Source organism: Pseudomonas protegens, assembly GCF_003732485.1.
Taxonomy (GTDB): domain Bacteria; phylum Pseudomonadota; class Gammaproteobacteria; order Pseudomonadales; family Pseudomonadaceae; genus Aquipseudomonas; species Aquipseudomonas protegens_B.
This window is the reverse complement of sequence record NZ_MOAK01000049.1, coordinates 2,979-26,324: the sequence shown is the minus strand read 5'-3', so window position 1 is coordinate 26,324 and position 23,346 is coordinate 2,979. Positions and strand designations below refer to the sequence as shown.

18 protein-coding genes and 2 pseudogenes are annotated in these 23,346 nt (G+C 61.9%); 9 read left to right on the top strand and 11 right to left on the bottom strand.

Going from position 1 to position 23,346, the window contains the following annotated elements:
- The 8 genes and pseudogenes from BLX41_RS12155 to pilM form a co-directional block, all read right to left on the bottom strand.
- Positions 1–1,317, bottom strand: a pseudogene (locus BLX41_RS12155) (AAA family ATPase); the annotation flags it as partial.
- A 10-nt stretch (positions 1,318–1,327) separates the two neighbouring features.
- Positions 1,328–2,428 carry a 3-dehydroquinate synthase gene (aroB, locus tag BLX41_RS12150; protein ID WP_123725071.1) on the bottom strand — a complete coding sequence of 367 codons (1,101 nt, stop codon included), beginning with the start codon at positions 2,426–2,428 and terminating at the stop codon, positions 1,328–1,330.
- Between the two features lie 146 nt (positions 2,429–2,574).
- On the bottom strand, positions 2,575–3,093 hold the full coding sequence (gene aroK, locus BLX41_RS12145) for a shikimate kinase AroK (protein WP_011058824.1): 519 nt from the start codon (positions 3,091–3,093) through the stop codon (positions 2,575–2,577).
- 4 nt (positions 3,094–3,097) lie between these two features.
- Positions 3,098–4,357, bottom strand: a pseudogene (locus tag BLX41_RS12140) (type IV pilus secretin PilQ); the annotation flags it as partial.
- Between the two features lie 173 nt (positions 4,358–4,530).
- Positions 4,531–5,082, bottom strand: coding sequence for a pilus assembly protein PilP (locus BLX41_RS12135; protein ID WP_123725069.1), 552 nt, complete (start codon positions 5,080–5,082; stop codon positions 4,531–4,533).
- Positions 5,079–5,702 carry a type IV pilus inner membrane component PilO gene (locus BLX41_RS12130; RefSeq protein WP_123725068.1) on the bottom strand — a complete coding sequence of 208 codons (624 nt, stop codon included), beginning with the start codon at positions 5,700–5,702 and terminating at the stop codon, positions 5,079–5,081. Before BLX41_RS12130 ends, BLX41_RS12135 begins: the two co-directional genes overlap by 4 nt.
- Positions 5,699–6,265: a PilN domain-containing protein gene (locus BLX41_RS12125; RefSeq protein WP_123725067.1), complete on the bottom strand. Its 567-nt coding sequence runs from the start codon at positions 6,263–6,265 to the stop codon at positions 5,699–5,701. Before BLX41_RS12125 ends, BLX41_RS12130 begins: the two co-directional genes overlap by 4 nt.
- Positions 6,265–7,314: a type IV pilus assembly protein PilM gene (gene pilM / locus BLX41_RS12120; protein WP_123725066.1), complete on the bottom strand. Its 1,050-nt coding sequence runs from the start codon at positions 7,312–7,314 to the stop codon at positions 6,265–6,267. The genes BLX41_RS12125 and pilM overlap by 1 nt, the downstream gene beginning before the upstream one ends.
- A 218-nt stretch (positions 7,315–7,532) precedes the next feature.
- Between pilM and BLX41_RS12115 the strand changes: the two genes are divergently transcribed.
- Positions 7,533–9,965: a penicillin-binding protein 1A gene (locus BLX41_RS12115; protein WP_185073515.1), complete on the top strand. Its 2,433-nt coding sequence runs from the start codon at positions 7,533–7,535 to the stop codon at positions 9,963–9,965.
- A gap of 168 nt (positions 9,966–10,133) precedes the next feature.
- Here BLX41_RS12115 and BLX41_RS12110 read toward each other — a convergent pair whose 3' ends face one another.
- The 3 genes from BLX41_RS12110 to rpmE form a co-directional block, all read right to left on the bottom strand.
- Entirely contained in the window at positions 10,134–11,402 is a 1,269-nt protein-coding gene (locus tag BLX41_RS12110) for a malic enzyme-like NAD(P)-binding protein (RefSeq protein WP_123725064.1), read from the bottom strand.
- A 187-nt stretch (positions 11,403–11,589) separates the two neighbouring features.
- Complete coding sequence (locus BLX41_RS12105) at positions 11,590–12,369, bottom strand: thermonuclease family protein (protein WP_123725063.1); 780 nt, start codon at positions 12,367–12,369, stop codon at positions 11,590–11,592.
- Positions 12,370–12,410: 41 nt separating this feature from the next.
- A complete protein-coding gene (gene rpmE / locus BLX41_RS12100; protein WP_011058815.1) occupies positions 12,411–12,632 on the bottom strand; it encodes a 50S ribosomal protein L31 in 222 nt (73 codons plus the stop codon).
- Positions 12,633–12,931: 299 nt separating this feature from the next.
- Here rpmE and BLX41_RS12095 point away from each other — a divergent pair, with 299 nt between their 5' ends.
- The 8 genes from BLX41_RS12095 to phaZ all read left to right on the top strand — a co-directional run bounded on the left by BLX41_RS12095 (position 12,932) and on the right by phaZ (position 23,331).
- Positions 12,932–15,151, top strand: coding sequence for a primosomal protein N' (locus BLX41_RS12095; protein WP_123725062.1), 2,220 nt, complete (start codon positions 12,932–12,934; stop codon positions 15,149–15,151).
- A 211-nt stretch (positions 15,152–15,362) separates the two neighbouring features.
- Positions 15,363–17,099, top strand: a complete 1,737-nt coding sequence (gene argS, locus BLX41_RS12090) for an arginine--tRNA ligase (RefSeq protein ID WP_123725061.1) — start codon at positions 15,363–15,365, stop codon at positions 17,097–17,099.
- 1 nt (position 17,100) lies between these two features.
- The gene (locus tag BLX41_RS12085; RefSeq protein WP_123725060.1) at positions 17,101–17,808 is read left to right on the top strand and encodes an SPOR domain-containing protein; all 708 of its coding nucleotides are present in this window, start codon (positions 17,101–17,103) and stop codon (positions 17,806–17,808) included.
- 198 nt (positions 17,809–18,006) lie between these two features.
- Entirely contained in the window at positions 18,007–18,537 is a 531-nt protein-coding gene (gene hslV, locus BLX41_RS12080; RefSeq protein WP_003186641.1) for an ATP-dependent protease subunit HslV, read from the top strand.
- Between the two features lie 57 nt (positions 18,538–18,594).
- Positions 18,595–19,932: an ATP-dependent protease ATPase subunit HslU gene (gene hslU / locus BLX41_RS12075; protein ID WP_123725059.1), complete on the top strand. Its 1,338-nt coding sequence runs from the start codon at positions 18,595–18,597 to the stop codon at positions 19,930–19,932.
- Positions 19,933–20,024: 92 nt separating this feature from the next.
- Positions 20,025–20,402 (top strand): gamma-butyrobetaine hydroxylase family protein, encoded by a 378-nt coding sequence (locus tag BLX41_RS12070; RefSeq protein WP_123725058.1) that lies wholly within the window; start codon positions 20,025–20,027, stop codon positions 20,400–20,402.
- Positions 20,403–20,660: 258 nt separating this feature from the next.
- Entirely contained in the window at positions 20,661–22,340 is a 1,680-nt protein-coding gene (gene phaC / locus BLX41_RS12065) for a class II poly(R)-hydroxyalkanoic acid synthase (RefSeq protein WP_123725057.1), read from the top strand.
- A gap of 130 nt (positions 22,341–22,470) precedes the next feature.
- A complete protein-coding gene (gene phaZ, locus BLX41_RS12060; protein WP_123725056.1) occupies positions 22,471–23,331 on the top strand; it encodes a poly(3-hydroxyalkanoate) depolymerase in 861 nt (286 codons plus the stop codon).
- Positions 23,332–23,346 lie beyond the last annotated feature (15 nt).

The following is a 23,346-nucleotide window of genomic DNA, read 5'->3' as shown; positions in this document are numbered from 1 at the left end:
CCCGGCGTCCCAGCTGCCCCCGGCAGCCTTGGCTACAGTAACCGGCTTTTCTGCCGGTTTGGCGGCCGGAGCAGGCTTGGCAGCGACCGGTTTCTCTACCGGCTTGGGCGCAGGCGTCGGCTTGGCGGTGGCGACCTGGGTCGGAGCCGGAGTCGGACGTGCCGCCGGAGTCGGTGCAGGGCCGGCCACTGCACCAGCCGGTGGTGCGGTGGTGGTCACAGTTGGCGGAACGGCGCTGGAGCCTTCCACAGGAACCCCATCGTCACCCTCGGTGATACCGCCTGCGGCTTCAGCCAGAGGACCGCGCATGACCGGTTGCGACTGGCCGACCAACGGCAGCGGCATCGGCTGAGACGAACCGGCAAATTCCACCGATGGACTGCCATTGGCATTCGGTGTCGGCGTCTGCCCCAGTGGCAGTTGCGCTTGCTCGCTGGCCGGAGCCCCGGTAGTTGGCGCCTTACTGCGACCCGGCATCAACCAGGCTGCAGCCACGGCCACAACCACTACAGCGGAAATGGCCAATACGTGTTTCTTCGGCATGTTGAACCCCATACTTGGACGCTTGACCGCGGAGCGGCTGGCGATCATGGCTTCGATCATTGCATCCCTGGCGACCTGGTTGATGTTGCCCGGCCAGCCATCGGAGCTTTCGTGAATATCACTGATCTGATCTGCGGAGAAAAGTTCGATGCCCTGACCCGCGCCTTCGAGGCGTAGGGCCAGATATTCACGGGTTTCCTCTTCGGCGTAAGGCTGCAACTCGATGACGTGGAAGCGTTCTTCCTCGGTGCTCAACTGATCCAGGGCCGCAATCAACGACGACTCGCCGAACAGGAACACGTGAGGGCGGCCCTCCGGAGCGCCCGCCGCCAGGGCCAGCAGGGCCTCAAGCGCAGACTCGTCAAGCTGCTCGGCATCATCCACCAGCAGGTAGACTTCCTGGCCGGTCAGGGCCAGTTGCACCACCTGGGCGAGGATTGCGCCGATCTCGGCCTGAGCCACATTCAAGGCCTGGGCTACCTGGCGCAACACCCCGGCAGCATCGCCGGCGCCACGGGCGGAAACCACCACGCTTTGCACCGATTGCTTGTTGGTACTGGCAACCAGCGCCTGACGCAATAGCGTCTTGCCACTGCCCTGGGGGCCGGTGACCACCAGCAGCAGCTGGCTGTAACGCGCCAGGTGATGCAACTGCCCCAGCACGGGCTTGCGTTGGGCAGGAAAGAATTTGAAGCCAGGGACCCGGGGAGCGAAAGGATCATGGCTCAACTGGTAATGGCCGAGGAAAGCCTCGTCGGCGTGCAAACTAGTCATCGGGATCTTATTAACCTTTAAGCTGAGCCAGGGCGCGGTAATCCGCTCCCAGCGTGGCCTGTAAAACCTCTTTCGGATAATCGTCGGTCACTACGGCTTCGCCCATGCGGCGCAACAGCACCAGACGCAAACGACCGTCGATCACTTTTTTGTCAATTGCCATATGTTCGAGGAAGTCCGCTTCGGTCATCTCTTCAGGCGGGATGACCGGCAAGCCCGCGCGCTGGAACAGGCGAATACCGCGGTCACGCTCCTGGCTGGTGATCCAGCCCAGGCGCGCGGACATTTCCAGGGCCATCACGGTGCCAGCAGCCACCGCTTCACCATGCAGCCAGACACCGTAGCCCATATGAGTCTCGATGGCATGGCCGAAGGTATGGCCCAGGTTGAGGGTGGCACGCACCCCCGATTCACGCTCGTCGGCACCGACCACCGCAGCCTTGGCCGCGCAGGAGCGTTCGATGGCATAGGTCAGCGCCTGCTGGTCCAGGGCCCGCAGGCGATCGACATTCTCTTCCAACCAAGTGAGAAACGGCTCATCGCAGATCAGGCCGTACTTGATCACCTCCGCCAGGCCCGCCGACAGTTCACGGCTGGGCAGGGTATTGAGGCTGGTGGTATCGATCAGCACTACGTTCGGCTGATAGAAGGCGCCCACCATGTTCTTGCCCAGGGGGTGGTTGATGCCGGTCTTGCCACCCACCGAGGAGTCCACCTGGGACAGCAGGGTGGTAGGAATCTGGATGAAATCCACGCCCCGCTGGTAGCAGGCAGCGGCAAAACCGGCCATATCACCGATCACGCCGCCCCCGAGGGCGATGATGGTAGTGCGTCGATCGTGGCGCGCAGTGAGCAGGCCATCGAAGATCAACTGCAGGGTTTCCCAGTTCTTGTAGGCCTCGCCATCGGGCAGGACCACCGAAATCACCGAGAACTGCGCCAGGCTGCGGGTCAGGCGCTCAAGGTACAGCGGCGCAACAGTCTCATTGGAAATGATCGCCACTTGCCGCCCGGCGATATGGGGCACCAGCAGCTCGGGCCGGTCCAACAGTCCTTCACCAATGTGAATCGGGTAGCTGCGCTCGCCTAGATCGACCTTAAGTGTCTGCATGTGTCCCCACAGTGAAGATGGAAGCAGGCGTTGTGCCTTGTATTGACGATGGGCCTCGTCTGGTCTTCTGACGCTGCCCGATAGCTCTGCGCCACACCTTGGCGGTCATGGCGCGACGCCGAGAATAGCGCATTTCGCTCGGCGCATTAACGGGGTGGGAGCTGCTGTAGGCGCTCGAGGATGTCCAGCACCACCATTCGTGGCGGCCGCTCATCGGTTTCCACCACCAGATCGGCGATTTCCCGATAAAGCGGGTCACGGATTTCCAACAGGTCGCGCAGGGTCTTGGCCGGATCGGCGGTGCGCAGCAAGGGACGATTGCGGTCCCGGGCGGTGCGCCCTACCTGCTGTTCAACCGAAGCGTGCAGGTAGACCACTCGTCCACCGGCATGCAGCGCCCGACGATTGGCTTCGCGCATCACCGCTCCACCGCCGGTGGCCAGGACCACGCCGTCGGTGCCACAGAGCTCGGCGATCATCGCCTGCTCGCGGTCGCGAAAGCCCGGCTCGCCTTCTTTATCGAAGATCCACGGAATATTCGCGCCTGTACGCAGTTCAATTTCCTTATCGGAATCTTTGAATGGCAGGCGCAGCTCTTTGGCCAGTAAGCGGCCTATGGTGCTTTTTCCAGCCCCCATCGGCCCAACAAGAATCAAATTTCGCACAGAATCAACGACTCACAGCAATCGCCTGGTTGTTCATGATACGCGGAGTGAGAAATACCAGCAGCTCGGATTTTTTCTCCGACACCACGTCACGCCGGAAAAGTCGGCCAAGATACGGCACATCGCCAAGAAATGGCACTTTATCTACAACCTTGCTTTGAGTATTGGAGAAAACCCCACCGATGACGATGGTCTCGCCATCTGTGACCAGGACCTTGGCATTGACCTCGTTCTTCTTGATCGGCGGCACATCCTGGACCTTGTTCAAGTAGTCCGGCTCATCCTTGGTGACCTTGACGTCCATGATGATGCGGTTGTCCGGAGTGATCTGCGGCGTGACCTCAAGGGACAGCGAGGCCTCCTTGAAGGACACCGAAGTGGCGCCACTGGAACTGGCTTCCTGATAGGGAATCTCGGTGCCCTTGAGAATTCTCGCGGTTTCCTTGTCGGAGGTGACTACCTTGGGCTGGGACACGATCTCGCCATTGCCGGTCTTCTCCATGGCGGTCAGTTCCAGGTCCAGCAACACGCTGTCCGTGATGTAGGCAACGCCGATGCCCGAGGTATTGGCCGCGACTCCAAGATCGACGAAGGGCGAATTGCTGCCACTGCTGCCCGGAGTACCTATGGTCGACGACCCCTTGGCGCCGCTCTGCACCCCGGAGGCATTCCAGTTGCCCCTGTTTTGCACCGAGCCGCCCCAACGCACTCCCAGGCTCTTGTCATAGTCGACGTTGGCCTCGACGATTCGTGCCTCGATCATCACCTGACGCACCGGAACGTCCAACTGAATGACAATGCGCCGCAACTCATCGAGGCGCTCCTGGGTCTGGTAGGCAATGATGGTGTTGGTGCGTTCATCCACGGTGATGGAGCCACGCTCACCAGCCTTCTCCTCGGTACCGGTCACTGACTGGAACAGCCTGGCGAGATCCGCAGCCCTGGCGTAATTGACCTGCAGCAGGTCCCGGCGCAGGGGCGCCAGGTTTTCCAACTGCGTCTGCGACTCCAGCTCCTGGCGCTCCCGGGCCGCGATCTCATCCGCCGGAGCCACCAGCAAGACGTTGCCGATCTTGCGTTTATCCAGCCCCTTGGTCTTGAGCACCAGGTCCAGAGCCTGATCCCAGGGCACATTCTGCAAGCGCAAGGTCATGCTGCCTTGCACGGTGTCACTGGCCACCAGGTTGAGCCCGGTGAAATCGGCGATCAGTTGCAGCACTGCGCGCACCTCGATGTCCTGGAAATTCAGCGAAAGCTTTTCACCTGGCGGCCCATGCGCGCCTTTGCCTGAAACACCAGTGATGACCGGCGCGACCGTAGGGCTGCCTGGAAATCGATTGCGCTCTTGAGAAGCGAAGGCCTTGAACTCGGTGGTGCCAACCAGTGATGCCAGCAGCACTATCCATAGCGCCACACCGAGAGCTGAAACAGTCCTGTTCATTTTGCAGACTCCACTTGAGAGTGTTGTTTCAGAGACAGTGTCCGCAGTTGCTCCTGCCAGCCCCCCGCTCCATCGGCAACAATTTCCACCACATCCACCCGCGACTCGCTGATGGCCACTATCCGCCCCTCGCTTCGCCCCAGGTAATCACCGACTTGCAAGGGAAAGACACCAACGGCGCTGCGCAGCAGGGCAAAGCGGCCGGAGACATGGAAGAGGCTCCCGACCATTTGCAACTGCTCGATCTCGAAGCCCTCAAGACGTTGCCGGACCCGCTGCGGATTGGGCCGGACAGCACTGGCGCTCTGCCGGTCGGTGATCAGGTCGACTCTTTGTGGCGGCTGAAACGGACTGCGCAGCGCACTGGCGCTGTAAGTGACCGAGGGGTAGGAGCGTATGACCGGAGCAGGATCAATCGCCCCTGGTGATTGCAGGCGCACCTCATTCATATAGGTATCCAGGTCAGCAAAGTCAGCGGCACCGTCGCAACCCAGCAGCGCCACACAGAAACAACCGGACACCCACACCCAGCAACGCAAGCCGCTCATGAGTGCGGCTCCCGACTGTCGTACCTGTAGGTCCGCGCCTCGATGCTCATGCGCAATCGTGTGGGTTTGCCCCTGTCCACGGGACTGATATGAAAATCATGCAAGGTGACGATTCTTGGCAGGCCGGCGACGCCACTGACGAAAGTCGCCAGGTCGTGATAGGCACCGGTAACCGCGATCTGAATCGGCAGCTCGATATAGAACTCCCGGACCACCTCCGGTTGCAGCCTGATCTCCTCGAATGCCAGGCCGCTGCCCTGCCCCACGCGACTGATGTCTTCCAGCAGCCCCGGAACCTCGTTATCGCCGGGCAACTGACGCAACAACAGAGAGAAGCTGTCCTGCATGACCCCAAGTTGCTCACGGTAGCGCTGAAGATTGGCGACCTTTCCAGCTTTTTCGGCGAACTGCAGCTTGAATCGATGCTCCTCCCGACGCTGCTGCCCCAGCGTCTCCAGATGCGGGTTCAGGTAAAGGCTGTAGCCGGCCACCAGGATCAGCAGCAGGAGCAAGGCCACCAGCAGCGCCTTGAACGGCCCCGGCCAGGAACCGAGGTTGCTCAGTTCCAGCTCCTGCAGATCGGTACCACGCAACTGCGCCAACCAATGCCCCAGGCTCATCGCTGCGCCTCTTCCGACAGCAGAGGCACCCGCTCGACGCTGAGCCGAAACTGATTGCCCAGCCGTTGATCCGCCGCCACAACATTTTTCACCTCGGTCAGACTGGGAGCGGCAAATCCCTCGGCGGACTGCAGATGGCGCATCAGCTCGGACACTCGGTTATTGGACTCCGCGACCCCACCAATGCTCAGGTTCCGCCCCTCCAGGGCCACCTCGGTGAAGTACAAGCCATCGGGCAGGCTACGGACCAACTGCTGAAAAACCCGCACACTGGCCGAACGATTGCCTTGCAGCCCCTCAATGATCCCCATGCGTTCCACCAGTTGCTGACGCTGGGCCTTGAGCTGGTGAATGCTGGCGATCTGGCTATCCAGGCCAGTCGTCGCCTGCCTCAGATACTGGTTGCGAGCCTGTTGCCGACCGATCAGCCAATCGATGCAGGCATCGGCCAGGAGCACAAGCCCCAGGCCCAGCACCAGCATTGCCGCCAGCGCCTGGAGGAAACGTCGGCGGCGCAACGCTCGTGCGGTCTCCCGCCAGGGAAGAAGGTTGATAGCGTTCATCAGTCGAACCCTCGCAGGGCCAGACCACAGGCACGCAGCAGGTTCGGCGCCTGGTCGGCAAGCGCCAGGGCATCCACCCGGGGGGCAATGGACATGCTCACGAACGGATCGGCGATGGCCGTGGCGATTCTCACTTGCTCCGCCATCCGCTCCTCCAGACCAGTCAAGCGGCTGCCGTCACCGGCCAGCAGCAACCGCTCAACAGGTTGTTGTTGCGGCGATTCGGCAAACAGCTGCAAGGAACGCTGCGCCTGCTGCAACAACTCTTGCTCAAACGGTCGCAGCACTTCCTCGGCGCAACCTTGGGGCAAACGGCCCAGGCGCTCGGCCAGCAAGGTCTGATCCAGGGTCAGCGCATAGCGGCGCTCCAGCGCCTGGGTCAACTGCCGACTGCCAAACAACTGCTCCCGGCTATAGATGATTCGCTGGCCGTGCATCACGTAGAACACGGTCATGTCCGCACCTATGTCCAGCAGCGCCACGACCAAGGGCGATGCACACGGTATCGATCCAGTCAGCATCGACAGGCAACGCTGCAGGGCCAGGGGCGCGGTATCCACCACCCTTGGCGTCAAACCAGCCAGGGTCATTGGCACTTCAAGGGATTCGACATCCTCGTAGCGGCAGGCCACCAGCAACACCTGAACCCGCTGAGGATTGCCGGGCACGGCGCCCAGGACCTCGAAATCGGTGGCCACGTCCTCCAGTGGATAAGGAATGTACTGGGCCGCCTCCAGCTTGAGCTGATGTTCCAGCTCATCGTCGCAGAGCCCGGCCGGCATCTCGATCAGCTTGCTGATCACTGCCTCGCCAGCCACTGCCACCGCCGCATCCCTAAGACGACTGCCGCTCTTGAGCCAGGCCCGGGACAACACCCTGGCCAGCGCCTCGGGATCGGCACCGTACTGATCCGGGGCCAGGTCTTCCCTGGCATAGGCCTCGACCCGATAGCTGCGCCCCTGGTGACTCAGGGCCAAAAGCGTGACCGATGTCGCACTGATGTCGACCCCCAGTAAGGAACCCGACTTTTTGCTGAAGAGTCCAAGCATAATCATTTCCCTATGACTATCCGTAACTTACGAACTTCCTAAGCTCAATTGCGCTCAGCCACCACGCCTTGACAGACGGGCAAATGACGCTCTCGGCGGAAAATGCTTATAATGCCCAGCGTTTTTTTCCGCTTTTCCTGCTGCGTGGGTCGGTCCCTGATTACCTTGAATGCCCTGACGCCTAATTCATTCCTTTCTCTGGAAATCCAAAAGCCTTGATTCGTCTGCTGAAGTTTTTCGGGTGGTCCATCGTCGCTGTGTTCTGCGGGCTGCTTCTCGCCCTCTCCGGTGCGTTTCTCTATCTTAGTCCCGGCCTTCCTTCGGTTGAGGCCCTGAGAAGTATCCAGTTGCAGATTCCTCTGCGGGTGTACAGCAGCGACGGCAAGTTGATCGCAGAATTTGGCGAAATGCGCCGTACCCCTATACGTTTCGCCGAAATCCCGCCCAACTTCATCAATGCGTTACTAAGTGCTGAAGACGACAACTTCGCTAACCATTACGGAGTTGACCCCAGCAGCCTGATGCGTGCAGCGACCCAATTGGTCAAGAGCGGACACATCCAGTCCGGCGGCAGCACCATCACCATGCAGGTGGCGAAGAACTTCTTCCTCAGCAGCGAGCGCAGCTTTTCGCGCAAGACCACCGAAATCCTCCTGGCCCTGCAGATCGAACGGCAACTGACCAAGGACGAGATCCTCGAGCTGTACGTCAACAAGATCTACCTGGGCAACCGCGCCTACGGCATCGAGGCTGCGGCCCAGGTGTATTACGGCAAGTCCATTCGCGACGTGAGCCTGGCGCAGATGGCGATGATCGCCGGCCTGCCCAAGGCCCCTTCGCGCTTCAACCCCCTGGCCAACCCGGCGCGTAGCAAGGAGCGCCGCGACTGGATCCTGGGGCGCATGTACAAGCTCGGCAAGATCACCGAAGCGGCGTACACCGAAGCCATCAACGAGCCGCTGAACGCCAGCTATCACGTGCCGACACCGGAAGTGAACGCGCCGTACATCGCCGAGATGGCTCGCGCCGAAATGGTCGGCCGCTATGGCAGCGACGCTTATACCGAAGGTTTCCGGGTCACCACCACAGTGCCCAGCGACCTGCAGGAAATGGCCAATACCGCGGTCCATGAAGGCTTGATGACCTACGACCAGCGCCACGGCTATCGTGGGCCGGAGTCCCGCCTGCCAGGCAAGACCCAGGCGGCCTGGGCCACCGAGCTGACCAAGCAGCGGACCATCAGCGGCCTGGAGCCGGCGATCGTCACCCAGGTCGAGAAGAACGGCGTGCAAGTGCTGACTCGCAACGGCGAGGAGCACGTGGCCTGGGACACCATGAAATGGGCCCGGCCGTTCCTCAACACCAACAGCATGGGCGCCGTCCCTCGCCAGCCGGCGGACGTGGCCCAGGTCGGCGATCTGATTCGCGTACAGCGTCAGACGGACAATTCGCTGAAGTTCAGCCAGATCCCGGTCGCCCAGGGCGCCCTGGTGACCCTGGACCCGCAAAACGGCGCGATCCGGGCGCTGGTGGGGGGCTTTGCCTTCGAGCAGAGCAACTACAACCGCGCGATGCAGGCCAAGCGCCAGCCCGGCTCGAGCTTCAAGCCGTTCGTCTATAGCGCAGCCCTGGACAATGGCTACACCGCGGCCAGCCTGGTCAATGACGCCCCGATCGTGTTCGTCGACGAGTACCTGGACAAGGTCTGGCGCCCGAAGAACGACACCAACACCTTCCTCGGCCCGATCCGCATGCGCGAAGCGCTGTACAAGTCGCGCAACCTGGTATCGATCCGCCTGCTGCAGAGCATGGGCGTGGACCACACCATCGACTACATCAGCAAGTTCGGCTTCAACAAGCAGGACCTGCCGCGCAACCTGTCCCTGGCACTGGGCACCGCGACCCTGACGCCCATGGAGATCGCCACCGGCTGGAGCACCTTTGCCAACGGCGGCTACAAGATCACTCCGTACATCATCGACAAGATCGAAAGCCGCAACGGCGAGATGCTGTTCAGCGCCAACCCGCCCAGCGTCCCCACCGGGGATACGACCAGCAGCGGCATTGCGGCGCCGGAGCACAATTTCACGGTCAATACCGTGGCGGGCGAAAACCCGATCCAGGCCCCGGTACAGACCCCGGCGGTTGCCGAGCGGATCATTGACGGGCGCACTACCTACATCCTCAACAGCATGCTCCAGGACGTGATCAAGCTGGGCACCGGACGCCGGGCCCTGGCCCTGGGCCGCACGGACCTGGCCGGCAAGACCGGTACCACCAACGAATCCAAGGACGCCTGGTTCTCCGGCTACAACGCCGATTACGTGACCACCGTGTGGACCGGCTTCGACCAGCCGGAAAGCCTGGGACGCCGCGAATACGGCGGTACCGTGGCCCTGCCGATCTGGATGAACTTCATGGGTGCCGCCCTCAAGGGCAAGCCGGCGCACACCCAAGCGGAGCCGGAAGGCATCCTCAGCCTGCGGGTCGACCCGGTCAGCGGCCGCGCGGCCACCCCGGGCACGCCGAATGCCTACTTCGAACTGTTCAAGAGCGAAGACACTCCGCCCTCGGTCAACGAGCTGGGCAATGGTGTCGCTCCGGGCAGCCCGCTGCCGGCGGATGAGGCGGCACCGATCGATCTGTTCTAGGCCAGCAGGAGCCGGCCTGCCGCCGAAAAGGTCGATGGAGGTTGTACCTTCACCGGCCTCTTCGCGGGGGAGCCCGCTCCTACGGCAAGGCCATGACAGGGTGCAAGGCACCCACAAAAAAGCCCCGGCTCTCGCGAGCCGGGGCTTTTTGCATGACGCTACAACCGCTTAGCCGTTGAACACATCATTCACGCTTTTGAGCGGGTAGTTCTTCGGATACGGCAGGGTCGCAACGCCGGTCTCGATGGCAGCCTTGGCCACGGCATCGGAGATCACGGTGATCAGGCGGGCATCCATTGGCTTCGGAATGATGTACTCACGACCGAACTCCAGCTTGATGCCACCGTAGGCGTCGCACACTTCCTGAGGTACTGGCAGCTTGGCCAATTCACGCAGGGCGTTGGCCGCAGCGATCTTCATTTCTTCGTTGATGCGCTTGGCGCGAACGTCCAGGGCACCACGGAAGATGAACGGGAAGCCCAGAACGTTGTTCACCTGGTTCGGGTAGTCCGAACGGCCAGTGGCCATGATCACGTCGTCACGGGTGGCGTGAGCCAGCTCTGGAGCGATTTCCGGATCAGGGTTCGAGCAGGCGAACACGATCGGGTTCGGCGCCATGGACTTCAGGCCTTCAGCGCTCAGCAGGTTCGGACCGGACAGACCCACGAACACGTCGGCGCCTTGCAGAGCGTCGGCCAGGGTGCGCTTGTCGGTAGCGTGGGCAAACACTGCCTTGTACTGGTTCAGGTCGTCACGGCCGGAGTGGATCACACCGGTGCGGTCAACCATGAAGATGTTCTCGATCTGCGCGCCCATGCTCACCAGCAGTTTCATGCAGGAGATGGCGGCAGCACCGGCACCCAGGCAGACGATCTTGGCGTCGGACAGGGTTTTGCCAGCGATTTCCAGGGCGTTGATCATGCCGGCTGCGGTAACGATCGCGGTGCCGTGCTGGTCATCGTGGAAGACCGGAATGTCGCACTGCTCGATCAGAGCGCGTTCGATCTCAAAGCACTCTGGGGCCTTGATGTCTTCCAGGTTGATGCCACCGAAGGTGATGGAGATGCGCTTGACGGTGTCGATGAAGGCTTGCGGGCTTTCGGAGTCGACTTCGATGTCGAATACATCGATGCCGGCGAAACGCTTGAACAGTACGCCCTTGCCTTCCATCACCGGCTTGGACGCCAGTGGGCCGAGGTTACCCAGGCCGAGAATCGCGGTGCCATCGGAAATGACGGCAACCAGGTTGCCTTTGCCGGTGTACTTGTAGGCCAGTTCCGGATCGCGAGCGATTTCGCGTACCGGTTCGGCTACGCCGGGGCTGTAGGCCAGCGCCAGATCACGAGCGGTAGCAGTGGCCTTGGTGAGCTCGACACTCAGCTTTCCTGGACGAGGATTGGCATGATATTCGAGAGCGGCAGTTTTCAAATCAGACATGTGGGCATTCCGCTTTTTACTGTTGGACAGACGGACCGCCGAGGATACGCGTGTCGCATAGTCCCTACAAGACTGCCCAGTCACCCCTGTCAAGGCCTGTAGCGTACGACTTTGGGCCAAGAGCCACGGTGTACAAGGCTTTCAACTGTTCACAATCTAATTAAAAAATGTCTACAATTTTTCTTTATCAGAGAAGTCTGACCATGGAAGCGTCGGTCACTGACAACATCCAGCGCTCCCCGCCCGATCTGAAACTGTCTCGATGCGAGCGATCCACCACCCAGCCGCGAGCCTCGATTCGCCGCCCCGAAAGCCCCTTTAGCCAACGACGATCAAAGTGCTTCAGGACATTGGGTGCAATACGCAATACAACTGCGCCCCGCAATGTGATCCAAACACCCCCGCGATTGCGCTGCACCTTGCTCACACGCCCCTCGAGCACGGCAAAACCCGAACCACGGATCTGCTCCGCTTTCAGTACAGGTGAACGCCGCCAGAGCCCCAGCCCGGCTCGGCGCGCATGTTTTTCAGCGGCCTGCTGACAAGCCACCAGGGCGACGTTCGGCGCCAGTGCTATCTGGTAGGCCAGCCCTTCAGCGATCAGCCGAGCCTCAAAATTGATACCACTGACGCCATAGACATGAGCCAGGGTCCGGCCATAGCGATCACGCCGCTCACGCCCAGGCAACAAACCGACCTGACCACCACTTTGCGCCACCAATTGCTGCAAGCGTTGCCGCGCCGCCACCGCGAAAGGCTCCGCGGACCTCCCCTTGCCGGCCAGTTCCGGCGCATTGAGACCGATCATGCGTACGCTGCGGCCATCCTTGAGACGCAGGGTGTCGCCATCCACCACCCGCTGCACTGTTGCAGGAATAAGCCCCTTCGGCGCCGGGCAAAACGCCTGGGCGGCGGTCAGCCAAATCGCAGACACAAAAAAGGCGCCCACTAGGGACGCCTTTTTCATCAGCGAGGAAAGTCGGTAACGGCTTTCCAGAACGATCAGCCTCAGGCCTTTTTCGTTGCGCCGAAAGCACCGAAGCGCGATTTGAACTTGTCGACACGACCGCCAACGTCCAGAGTCTTTTGCTTACCGGTGTAGAACGGGTGGCACTCGTTGCACACGTCCAGGCTCAGAGGCTTGGCCAGGGTGGAGCGAGTTTCGATGACGTTACCGCAGCTGCAAGTAGCGGTAATGGCTTCGTATACTGGATGGATATCGGCTTTCATGGTGTATTCCTCAGGCTAGCGTGCCGCCACCCAACACTATTGTTGAATACCGCACGAATTAGGGCGCGAATTCTACCAGACCCCGTCAATCGCGCAAGAGATCCTGACTGCACTCCATCAGAAAAAACCCATACAACCTTGACAGCCCCCGGATTGCCGTTCCGTGAACGACGACGGCCGTCCCGGTGCGACTCAAAGGTCGCAGGGACCGGAGCCGTGCACGCTTGTGCAGGACACTCCAGAGCGCCTCTGTTAGGCTCCGGGGCTTATTTACTGTCCGCTCAACGAGATTTTCCCGCGTGCCCGACGCCATCCTGCGCCTCGCCCTGCCTTCGCCCCTGCGCCGCTTGTTCGACTACCGTGCACCCGCCGGCGTGCTGCGTGCCCAGTTGCATCCGGGCATGCGCCTGCGGGTGCCCTTCGGCCGTCGGGAAATGATCGGCATTCTGGTGGAAGTGGCCGATCACAGCGAAGTCCCGGCCGAGAAACTCAAGCCGGCGCTGGCCTTGCTGGACCCCACCCCGCCACTGCCACCCGCCCTGTTCAAGCTGTGCCTGTGGACCGCCCAGTATTATCAACACAGCCTGGGCGACACCCTGAGCTGGGCGCTGCCGGTGCTGCTGCGCCAGGGAGAACTGGCCGAAGCCCGCCAGGAGCGCTTCTGGTCGATTGCCCCCGGCGCCCGCCTCGATGACCCGCGCATCGCCCGCGCCCCGCGCCAGCGAGAAGCCCTGGCAACCCTGGCCCAGCATCCCCATGGCGTGCCCCATGCGTTGCTGAGCAAGCTGATGCTGAGCAAGGACAGCCTGGATCTGCTTCTGGCCAAGGACCTGGTGCAGGTGCAAGTGCGCAAGCACGCTCCGGGCGTGCGCCATGAGCACTGGCTGGCCCAGCCGGAGCTGCCGCTCAACAGCGAGCAGCGTGCCGCCTATGAAGCCATCCGCGCCGGGTTCGACAGCTATCACGCCTTTCTCCTGGCCGGCGTCACCGGCAGCGGCAAGACCGAGGTCTACCTGCAACTGATCCGCGAGACCCTGGAAGCCGGCAAGCAGGCGCTGGTGCTGATCCCGGAGATCAACCTGGGGCCGCAAACCCTGGCGCGCTTCGAACAGCGCTTCAACGCACGCATCGCCCTGCTGCACTCGGCGGTCAATGATCGGGAACGCCTGGACGCCTGGCTCGCGGCCCGGGATGGCGAGGCCGATATCATCATCGGCACCCGCTCGGCCCTGTTCACCCCGATGAAGAACCCCGGGCTGATCATCATCGACGAGGAGCACGATGGCTCCTATAAACAGCAGGAAGGCCTGCGCTACCACGCCCGGGACCTGGCGCTGGTGCGTGCCCGCCAGGAAAACATCCCGATTGTCCTGGGCTCGGCCACGCCATCCCTGGAAAGCCTGCACAACGCCTACACCGGCCGCTATGGACTGCTACGCCTGAACGAGCGGGCCGGTGGCGCCAAACAACCACGCTTCCTGCGCCTGGATGTGAAGAGTCGCCCCCTTGACAGCGGTATTTCTGGTCCCATGCAACAAGCCATCGGCCAGACCCTGGCCGCCGGGCAGCAAGTGCTGGTGTTTCTCAACCGCCGGGGCTTTGCCCCGACCCTGCTCTGCCACGACTGCGGCTGGATGTCCGAATGTCAGCGCTGCGATGCCCGGATGACCGTACACCAGCGCTCCGGCGAATTGCGCTGCCACCATTGCGGCCATGTGGAGCGGGTGCCCCGACACTGTCCGCAATGCGGCAAGGTCGACCTGCGCCCCGTGGGCGCCGGCACCGAGCGGGCGGAGGAACGCCTGGGAATACTGTTCCCCGACTACCCGGTATTACGGGTGGATCGCGACAGTACCTCGCGCAAGGATGCGATGAACCAACTGTTCGCCACCATCCAGAAAGGTCATCCGTGCATCCTGGTCGGCACCCAGATGCTCGCCAAGGGCCACCACTTTCCCCGGGTCACCCTGGTATCGATCCTCGATGCCGACGGCGGCCTGTTCTCAGGCGACTTCCGCGCCAGCGAGCGCATGGCACAACTGATCGTCCAGGTGGCCGGGCGCGCAGGACGAGCCGAGGAACCGGGCAAGGTGATCATTCAGACGCACCTGGCCGACCACCCACTGCTGGTGCAATTGACCGAGCAGGGCTACTTCGCCTTTGCCGAGCAGGCTCTGAGCGAACGCCGTGCAGCTGGCCTGCCACCCTTTGCCCACCTGGCGCTGCTGCGTGCCGAAGCCCACAAGCCGGGCCAGGCCGAAGGTTTTCTCGACGAAGCCTGCAGCGAGGCCGAGCGCTTGCTGGCGGAACAGAACCTGGGAGGCATCGAACTATTGGGCCCGGTGCCGGCTCCGATGGAACGGCGCGCCGGACGTTACCGTGCGCAACTACTGCTGCAAGCCAACGCCCGGGCACCGCTGCACCGACTGCTCAGCAGTTGGCTGCTGGTGCTGGAGCAGATGCCCAGCGGGCGCCAGGTGCGCTGGTCGCTGGATGTGGACCCGGTGGATTTGTATTGATCGATACAGTGTTTTCGCGGGCAAGCCCGCTCCTACAATAGGCAACATCAAACCCGCAGGAGCGGGCTCGTCCGTGAACAGGACCGAATAGCCACCACCGATCCCCCAGCAGCCCTCTATAGTTGGCAAGCCCGCTTCAGCAACGGATAATGCCCAGTTTTTCCACCTGCGCACCGATGCGCCGCCGCGCCAGCGGTCGAAAGAGAAGACCATGAAAGACACCATTCGCCAGCTCATCCAGCAAGCCATCACCCAACTCGTCACCGAAGGTGTGTTGCCAGAAGGCCTGTCGCCGGCGATCCAGGTCGAAAATACCCGCGACAAGACCCACGGCGACTTCGCCAGCAACATCGCCATGATGCTGGCCAAGCCCGCCGGCATGAAGCCGCGTGACCTGGCGGAAAAAATCATTGCCGCATTGCCGGCCCATGAAGACCTGAGCAAGGCGGAAATCGCCGGCCCGGGCTTCATCAACTTCTTCCAGAACACCCAGGCCCTGGCTGCGCGCCTGGACGCCGCCCTTGGCGACGAGCACCTGGGCGTGCGCAAGGCCGGCCCGGCACAACGCACCGTGGTCGACATGTCGGCGCCAAACCTGGCCAAAGAGATGCACGTCGGCCATCTGCGCTCCACCATCATCGGCGACGGCGTGGCCCGGGTCCTGGAGTTCCTTGGCGACACCGTGATCCGCCAGAACCACGTCGGCGACTGGGGCACCCAGTTCGGCATGCTGATGGCGTACCTGGAAGAAAACCCGATTACCAGCGACGAGCTGTCGGACCTGGAGAACTTCTATCGTGCCGCCAAGCAGCGCTTCGACGAATCCGAAGCCTTCGCCGATCGTGCCCGCAGCCTGGTGGTCAAGCTGCAAGCCGGCGATCCGGACTGTCTGGAACTGTGGACCAAGTTCAAGGACATCTCCCTGTCCCACTGCCAGAAGATCTATGAGCTGCTGAACGTCAAGCTGACCATGGCCGACGTCATGGGCGAAAGCGCCTACAACGACGACCTGATCAACGTGGTCAACGACCTCAAGGCCAAGGGCATGCTGGTGGAGAGCAGCGGCGCCCAGTGCGTGTTCCTCGACGAGTTCAAGAACGCCGAAGGCGAGCCGCTGCCGGTGATCATCGTCAAGGCCGACGGCGGCTACCTCTACGCCACCACCGACCTGGCGGCCGTGCGCTACCGCAGCGGCAAGCTCAAGGCCGATCGCGCCCTGTACTTCGTCGACCAGCGCCAGGCCCTGCACTTCCAGCAGGTGTTCGCCGTGGCCCGCAAGGCCGGTTTCGTGACCCATCCGATGGAGATGGAGCACATGGGCTTCGGCACCATGAACGGCGCCGATGGCCGTCCGTTCAAAACCCGCGACGGCGGCACCGTGAAGCTCATCGACCTGCTGACCGAAGCCGAAGAACGCGCCTACGTCCTGGTGAAAGAGAAGAACCCGCAACTACCGGAAACCGACCTGCGCAGCATCGCCAAAGTGGTGGGCATCGACTCGGTGAAATACGCCGACCTGTCCAAGCACCGCACCAGCGACTACAGCTTCAACTTCGACCTGATGCTCAACTTCGAAGGCAACACCGCCCCTTACCTCCTGTATGCCTACACCCGCGCCGCCGGTGTATTCCGCAAACTGGGCAAGGACTTCAGTGAAGTGGGGGGCCAGATCGAGCTGCACGCAGCCCAGGAACTGGAGCTGGCGGCCAAGCTGGCGCAGTTCGGCGAAATTCTCAACAACGTTGCCGACAAGGGCACCCCGCACATCCTCTGCACCTACCTGTACGACGTGGCCGGGCTGTTCTCCAGCTTCTACGAGAACTGCCCGATCCTGGCGGCCGAAACCCCGGCGCAGATGCTCAGCCGCCTGCGCCTCACCGAGCTGACCCGCCGCACCCTCAAGCAAGGTCTGGAACTGCTGGGCCTCAAAGTCCTGGAGCAAATGTAAGTTGGCTGCCAAGAAAAAACCTGCACCCAAGCGTGGCGCCAGCCGTTACCAGGCCCCGGCCAAGAAGCCGATCCCGGGCTGGTTGTGGCTGGCCATCGGCCTGACCATCGGCGCCTTCATCGTGTTCCTGATGAAGCTCGAACCGGGCAAGGGCGGCGACAGCGTCAAGCGCGAGAAGATCGAACAGCAGAAAGCCAGCAAGATCGCCGAGGCCAACAAGACCCCGCCGAGCCCGCAGCAACCGGTGAAGCCCAAGTACGACTTCTACACCCTGCTGCCGGAATCGGAAGTCATAGTGCCGCCCGAAGCCGTGCCGGAGAAAACCCTGCCGACACCGCAGGTGCCGCCGGTGCCGACCACCCCGGTAACCCCGGCGGAAGCGGCGAAGATCGACACCGCACGGGCCCAGGCGGCCCTGGCCGGGATCACTCCGCCACCGGCTCCACCTGTAGCCAAGGCAGCGCCGGTGACCAAGTTCTTCCTCCAGGCCGGTTCGTTCCGCAAGGAAGCCGACGCCGACAAGGTGCGCGCGCAGATCATTCTGCTGGGCCAGTCGGTTTCGGTTGAGTCCGGCACGGTGAAGGACGAAACCTGGTACCGGGTATTGGTGGGGCCGTTCAGCAATCGGGAACAGCTCACCGTGGCCCAGAAACAACTGGCCGGTGCCGGTTTCAGCAACCTGCTGTTACAACAGCGCCAGAGTCGCTGAACCGACCGCTGCGCGATTGATCGCGGCCCGACCCGCTCCTACACAACGCCCCGTAGGAGCGGGCTTGCCCGCGAAGCGCTTGCAGCTTGCAACAATGACCGCCGATCCCCCGCTACAGCCTCCAGTTGAAAAACGCTCAGCCACCCCCATATGAGTTTCCATCAGGGCACTTTCGCCCCGCTGTGTGGAGACTTCCCCTTGACCACCATCGTTTCAGTCCGCCGCCACGGCAAAGTCGTCATGGGCGGCGACGGCCAGGTTTCTCTCGGCAACACCGTGATGAAAGGCAACGCGAAAAAAGTCCGTCGCCTGTACCACGGCCAGGTGATCGCCGGTTTTGCCGGGGCCACCGCTGACGCCTTCACCCTGTTCGAACGCTTCGAAGGCCAGCTGGAGAAACATCAGGGTCACTTGGTGCGAGCCGCTGTCGAACTGGCCAAAGAATGGCGCACCGACCGCTCCCTCAGCCGCCTGGAAGCCATGCTGGCCGTCGCCAACAAGGACGCTTCCTTGATCATCACCGGCAACGGCGACGTGGTTGAGCCCGAAGACGGCCTGATCGCCATGGGTTCCGGTGGCGCCTACGCCCAGGCGGCTGCCAGCGCCTTGCTGAAGAAGACCGACCTGTCGGCCCGGGAAATCGTCGAGACCGCCCTGGGTATCGCCGGCGACATCTGTGTATTCACCAACCACACTCAAACCATCGAGGAGCAGGATCTCGCGGAATAAGCCTGTTGCGGCGCTCGCGCCACGGCATTCATTCTTGCTTGAGGACCGCCAATTACTATGTCCATGACACCCCGCGAAATCGTCCACGAACTCAATCGCCATATCATCGGCCAGGACGATGCCAAGCGCGCCGTCGCTATCGCTCTGCGTAACCGTTGGCGCCGCATGCAGCTGCCGGCCGAGCTGCGCGTTGAAGTGACCCCCAAGAACATCCTGATGATCGGCCCGACCGGTGTCGGCAAGACCGAAATCGCCCGACGCCTGGCCAAGCTGGCCAATGCCCCCTTTATCAAGGTCGAGGCCACCAAATTCACCGAGGTCGGCTATGTCGGCCGCGACGTTGAATCGATCATTCGTGACCTGGCCGATGCGGCAATCAAGATGTTCCGCGAACAGGAAATGGTCCGGGTTCGCCACCGCGCCGAAGACGCCGCCGAAGAACGCATCCTCGACGCCCTGCTGCCACCGGCGCGCACGGGTTTCAGCGGCGATGAGGCTCCGGCCCAGGACTCCAACACCCGCCAGCTGTTCCGCAAGCGCCTGCGCGAAGGCCAACTGGACGACAAGGAAATCGAGATCGAAGTGGCGGAAGTCAGCGGTGTCGACATCTCTGCGCCACCGGGCATGGAAGAGATGACCAACCAGCTGCAAAGCCTGTTTGCCAACATGGGCAAGGGCAAGCGCAAGAGCCGCAAGCTCAAGGTCAAGGAAGCGCTGAAACTGGTGCGCGACGAAGAAGCCAGCCGCCTGGTCAACGATGAGGAACTCAAAGCCAAGGCCCTGGAGGCCGTCGAGCAGCATGGCATCGTGTTCATCGACGAGATCGACAAGGTGGCCAAGCGTGGCAACTCCGGCGGCGTCGACGTGTCCCGCGAAGGCGTACAACGCGACCTGCTGCCTCTGATCGAGGGCTGCACCGTCAACACCAAGCTGGGCATGGTCAAGACCGACCACATCCTGTTCATTGCCTCCGGCGCCTTCCACCTGAGCAAGCCCAGCGATCTGGTGCCCGAGCTGCAAGGCCGCCTGCCGATCCGTGTGGAACTCAAGGCACTGTCACCGGAAGACTTCGAGCGCATCCTCAGCGAGCCCCATGCTTCGCTGACCGAGCAGTACCGTGAGCTGCTGAAGACCGAAGGCCTGAGTATCGAGTTCCTGCCCGACGGCATCAAGCGCCTGGCGGAGATTGCCTGGCAGGTCAACGAGAAGACCGAGAACATCGGTGCCCGTCGCCTGCACACTCTGCTGGAGCGCCTGCTGGAAGAGGTATCGTTCAGCGCCGGTGATCTGGCCAGCGCCCATAACGAAGAGCCGATCCGCATCGATGCCGCCTACGTCAACAGTCACCTGGGCGAATTGGCGCAGAACGAAGACCTGTCCCGTTATATCCTGTAAGCCTTCACTACCCACGTAGGAGCCGGCTTGCCAGCGATAGGGCCACCCCCCGATCGCCGGCAAGCCGGCTCCTAACGGAAGGACTACAGGTCATGAGCAAACTCCCCACCGGCATCAACCTGCATAAAGCCTCGAAAACCCTGACCCTGACCTATGGGCCAGACGAGGTCTATCAGCTCCCCGCGGAATTCCTGCGGGTGCACTCCCCCTCCGCCGAGGTCCAGGGCCACGGCAAACCCATCCTCCAGTTCGGCAAACTTGGCGTTGGCCTGAGCAAGGTTGAACCGGCTGGTCAGTACGCACTGAAATTGACCTTCGATGATGGCCATGACAGCGGATTGTTCACCTGGGACTACCTGTACCAGCTGGCGCTGCGCCAGGACGATCTGTGGAACGATTATCTGGCCGAGCTCAAAGCCGCCGGAAAGTCCCGCGATCCGAATGAGTCCGTAATCAAGCTGATGCTCTAGCTCAAGCCTCCGACTGTTTAGAGGGCATTTTCTAATTCCATCTGTTTGAATGCTGCGCTGTATGGCCAATGAATGGCCTGCTTGCGAAAAAAATTAAACTCGGGTAACCAATGGAGCTGGCAAGTTCCCTGCAGAGTTTTGCGAGCCTGTAAGGCAGCGGTGCGCAATTAACGGTCACCCGAGCAGTAGTACCTGGCATCGTGCTGTGTGACTGCACAGCAGGTCCGGTACTCGTCTCAGGACAATGGAGCGTCGTAGATGAGTAACAAGAATAACGATGACCTGAAACGCCAAGCCTCGGAAAACACCCTGGGGCTCAATCCGGTCATCGGCTTGCGTAGAAAGGATCTGCTTACCTCTGCTCGAATGGTGCTTGCCCAGGCCATCAAACAACCCATCCACAGTGTCAAGCACGTTGCTCATTTCGGCCTCGAACTGAAGAACGTGATGTTCGGCAAATCGACCCTGCAACCGGAGAGCGACGACCGTCGTTTCAACGATCCGGCCTGGAGCCAGAACCCGCTGTACAGACGCTACCTGCAAACCTATCTGGCGTGGCGCAAGGAGCTCCACGACTGGATCGACGACAGCAGCCTGTCGGAACAGGACATCAGCCGGGGCCACTTCGTGATCAACCTGATGACCGAAGCCATGGCCCCGACCAACAGCGCGGCCAACCCTGCTGCAGTCAAGCGCTTCTTCGAAACCGGCGGCAAGAGCCTGCTGGACGGCCTGTCCCACCTGGCCAAGGACCTGGTGCACAACGGCGGCATGCCCAGCCAGGTCAACATGGACGCCTTCGAAGTCGGCAAGAACCTCGGCACCAGCGAAGGTGCTGTAGTGTTTCGCAACGACGTACTGGAACTGATTCAGTACCGGCCGATCACCGAGCAAGTGCATCAGCGACCGCTGCTGGTGGTGCCACCGCAGATCAACAAGTTCTATGTCTTCGACCTCAGCCCGGACAAGAGCCTGGCGCGGTTCTGCCTGCGCAACAATGTGCAGACCTTCATCGTCAGCTGGCGCAACCCGACCAAGGCTCAGCGCGAATGGGGCCTGTCCACCTACATCGAAGCCCTCAAGGAAGCGGTCGACGTAGTGACCGCAATCACCGGCAGCAAGGACGTGAACATGCTCGGTGCCTGCTCCGGCGGCATCACCTGCACCGCTCTGCTAGGCCACTATGCAGCGCTGGGCGAGAAGAAGGTCAATGCCCTGACCCTGCTGGTCAGCGTGCTCGATACCACCCTGGATACCCAGGTTGCACTGTTCGTCGACGAGCAGACCCTGGAAGCGGCCAAGCGCCACTCCTATCAGGCCGGCGTCCTTGAAGGCCGCGACATGGCCAAAGTGTTCGCCTGGATGCGCCCCAACGATCTGATCTGGAACTACTGGGTCAACAACTACCTGCTGGGCAATGAGCCACCGGTGTTCGACATCCTGTTCTGGAACAACGACACCACCCGTCTGCCTGCCGCGTTCCACGGTGATCTGATCGAGATGTTCAAGAACAATCCGCTGATCCGCCCCAATGCACTGGAAGTGTGCGGAACGCCGATCGACCTGAAGCAGGTCACGGCCGATATTTTCTCCCTGGCCGGCACCAACGATCACATCACCCCGTGGAAGTCCTGCTACAAGTCGGCACAACTGTTCGGCGGCAATGTGGAGTTCGTGCTGTCCAGTAGCGGTCATATCCAGAGCATCCTCAATCCGCCAGGCAACCCGAAAGCGCGCTACATGACCAGCAGCGATATCCCTGCCTGTCCCGATCAGTGGCAGGAAAACTCGGTCAAGCACACCGACTCCTGGTGGTTGCATTGGCAAGCCTGGCAAGCGGAGCGCTCGGGCGAACTGAAACCGGCACCCAGTGTTCTGGGCAACAAGAAATACCCAGCCGCCGAGGCCGCACCGGGGACATACGTCCACGAGCGTTGAGCCCAGGCATTAAACGACGCGGCGCCAGGAGGTGCCGCCAAGCCCTATTCTTGGTACGAGGCCTGGCCTCAGGAAATCCGGAGGACGCCCGGGAAGGCGCCTCCAATGGTTCACTTCACAGGGCTACGGCATGCCACACTCTTTCATCTTCCGTACCGTTGATCTGGACGGCCAGACCATCCGCACTGCGGTACGCCCCGGCAAGCCTCACTTGACGCCACTGCTGATCTTCAACGGTATCGGCGCCAACCTGGAGCTGGTGTTCCCCTTCGTCCAGGCCCTGGACCCGGACCTGGAGGTCATTGCCTTCGACGTCCCGGGGGTTGGCGGCTCCTCGACCCCGAGCCGGCCTTATCGGTTCCCGGGCCTGGCCAAGCTGACCGCACGCATGCTCGACTATCTGGACTATGGCCAGGTCAACGCGGTGGGCGTGTCATGGGGCGGCGCCCTGGCCCAACAATTCGCCTACGACTACCCGGAGCGCTGCAAGAAGCTGGTGCTGGCAGCCACCGCGGCCGGCGCTTTCATGGTCCCCGGCAAGCCCAAAGTGCTGTGGATGATGGCCAGCCCGCGACGCTACGTGCAGCCCTCCCACGTAATGCGCATCGCCCCGCTGATCTATGGTGGCTCCTTCCGCCGCGACCCGAACCTGGCCGCCGAACATGCAGCCAAGGTGCGCTCGGCCGGCAAGCTGGGCTACTACTGGCAGCTGTTCGCCGGCCTGGGCTGGACCAGCATTCACTGGCTGCACAAGATCCACCAGCCGACCCTGGTACTGGCCGGTGATGACGACCCACTGATCCCCTTGATCAACATGCGCATGCTGGCCTGGCGAATTCCCAACGCCCAGCTGCACATCATCGATGATGGCCACCTGTTCCTGATCACCCGGGCCGAGGCCGTCGCCCCCATCATCATGAAGTTCCTCCAGGAGGAGCGACAAAAGGCAGTGATGCATCCGCATCCCGAACCTTTGCGTCCCATGAAGTAAAAGATACCTGTCGAC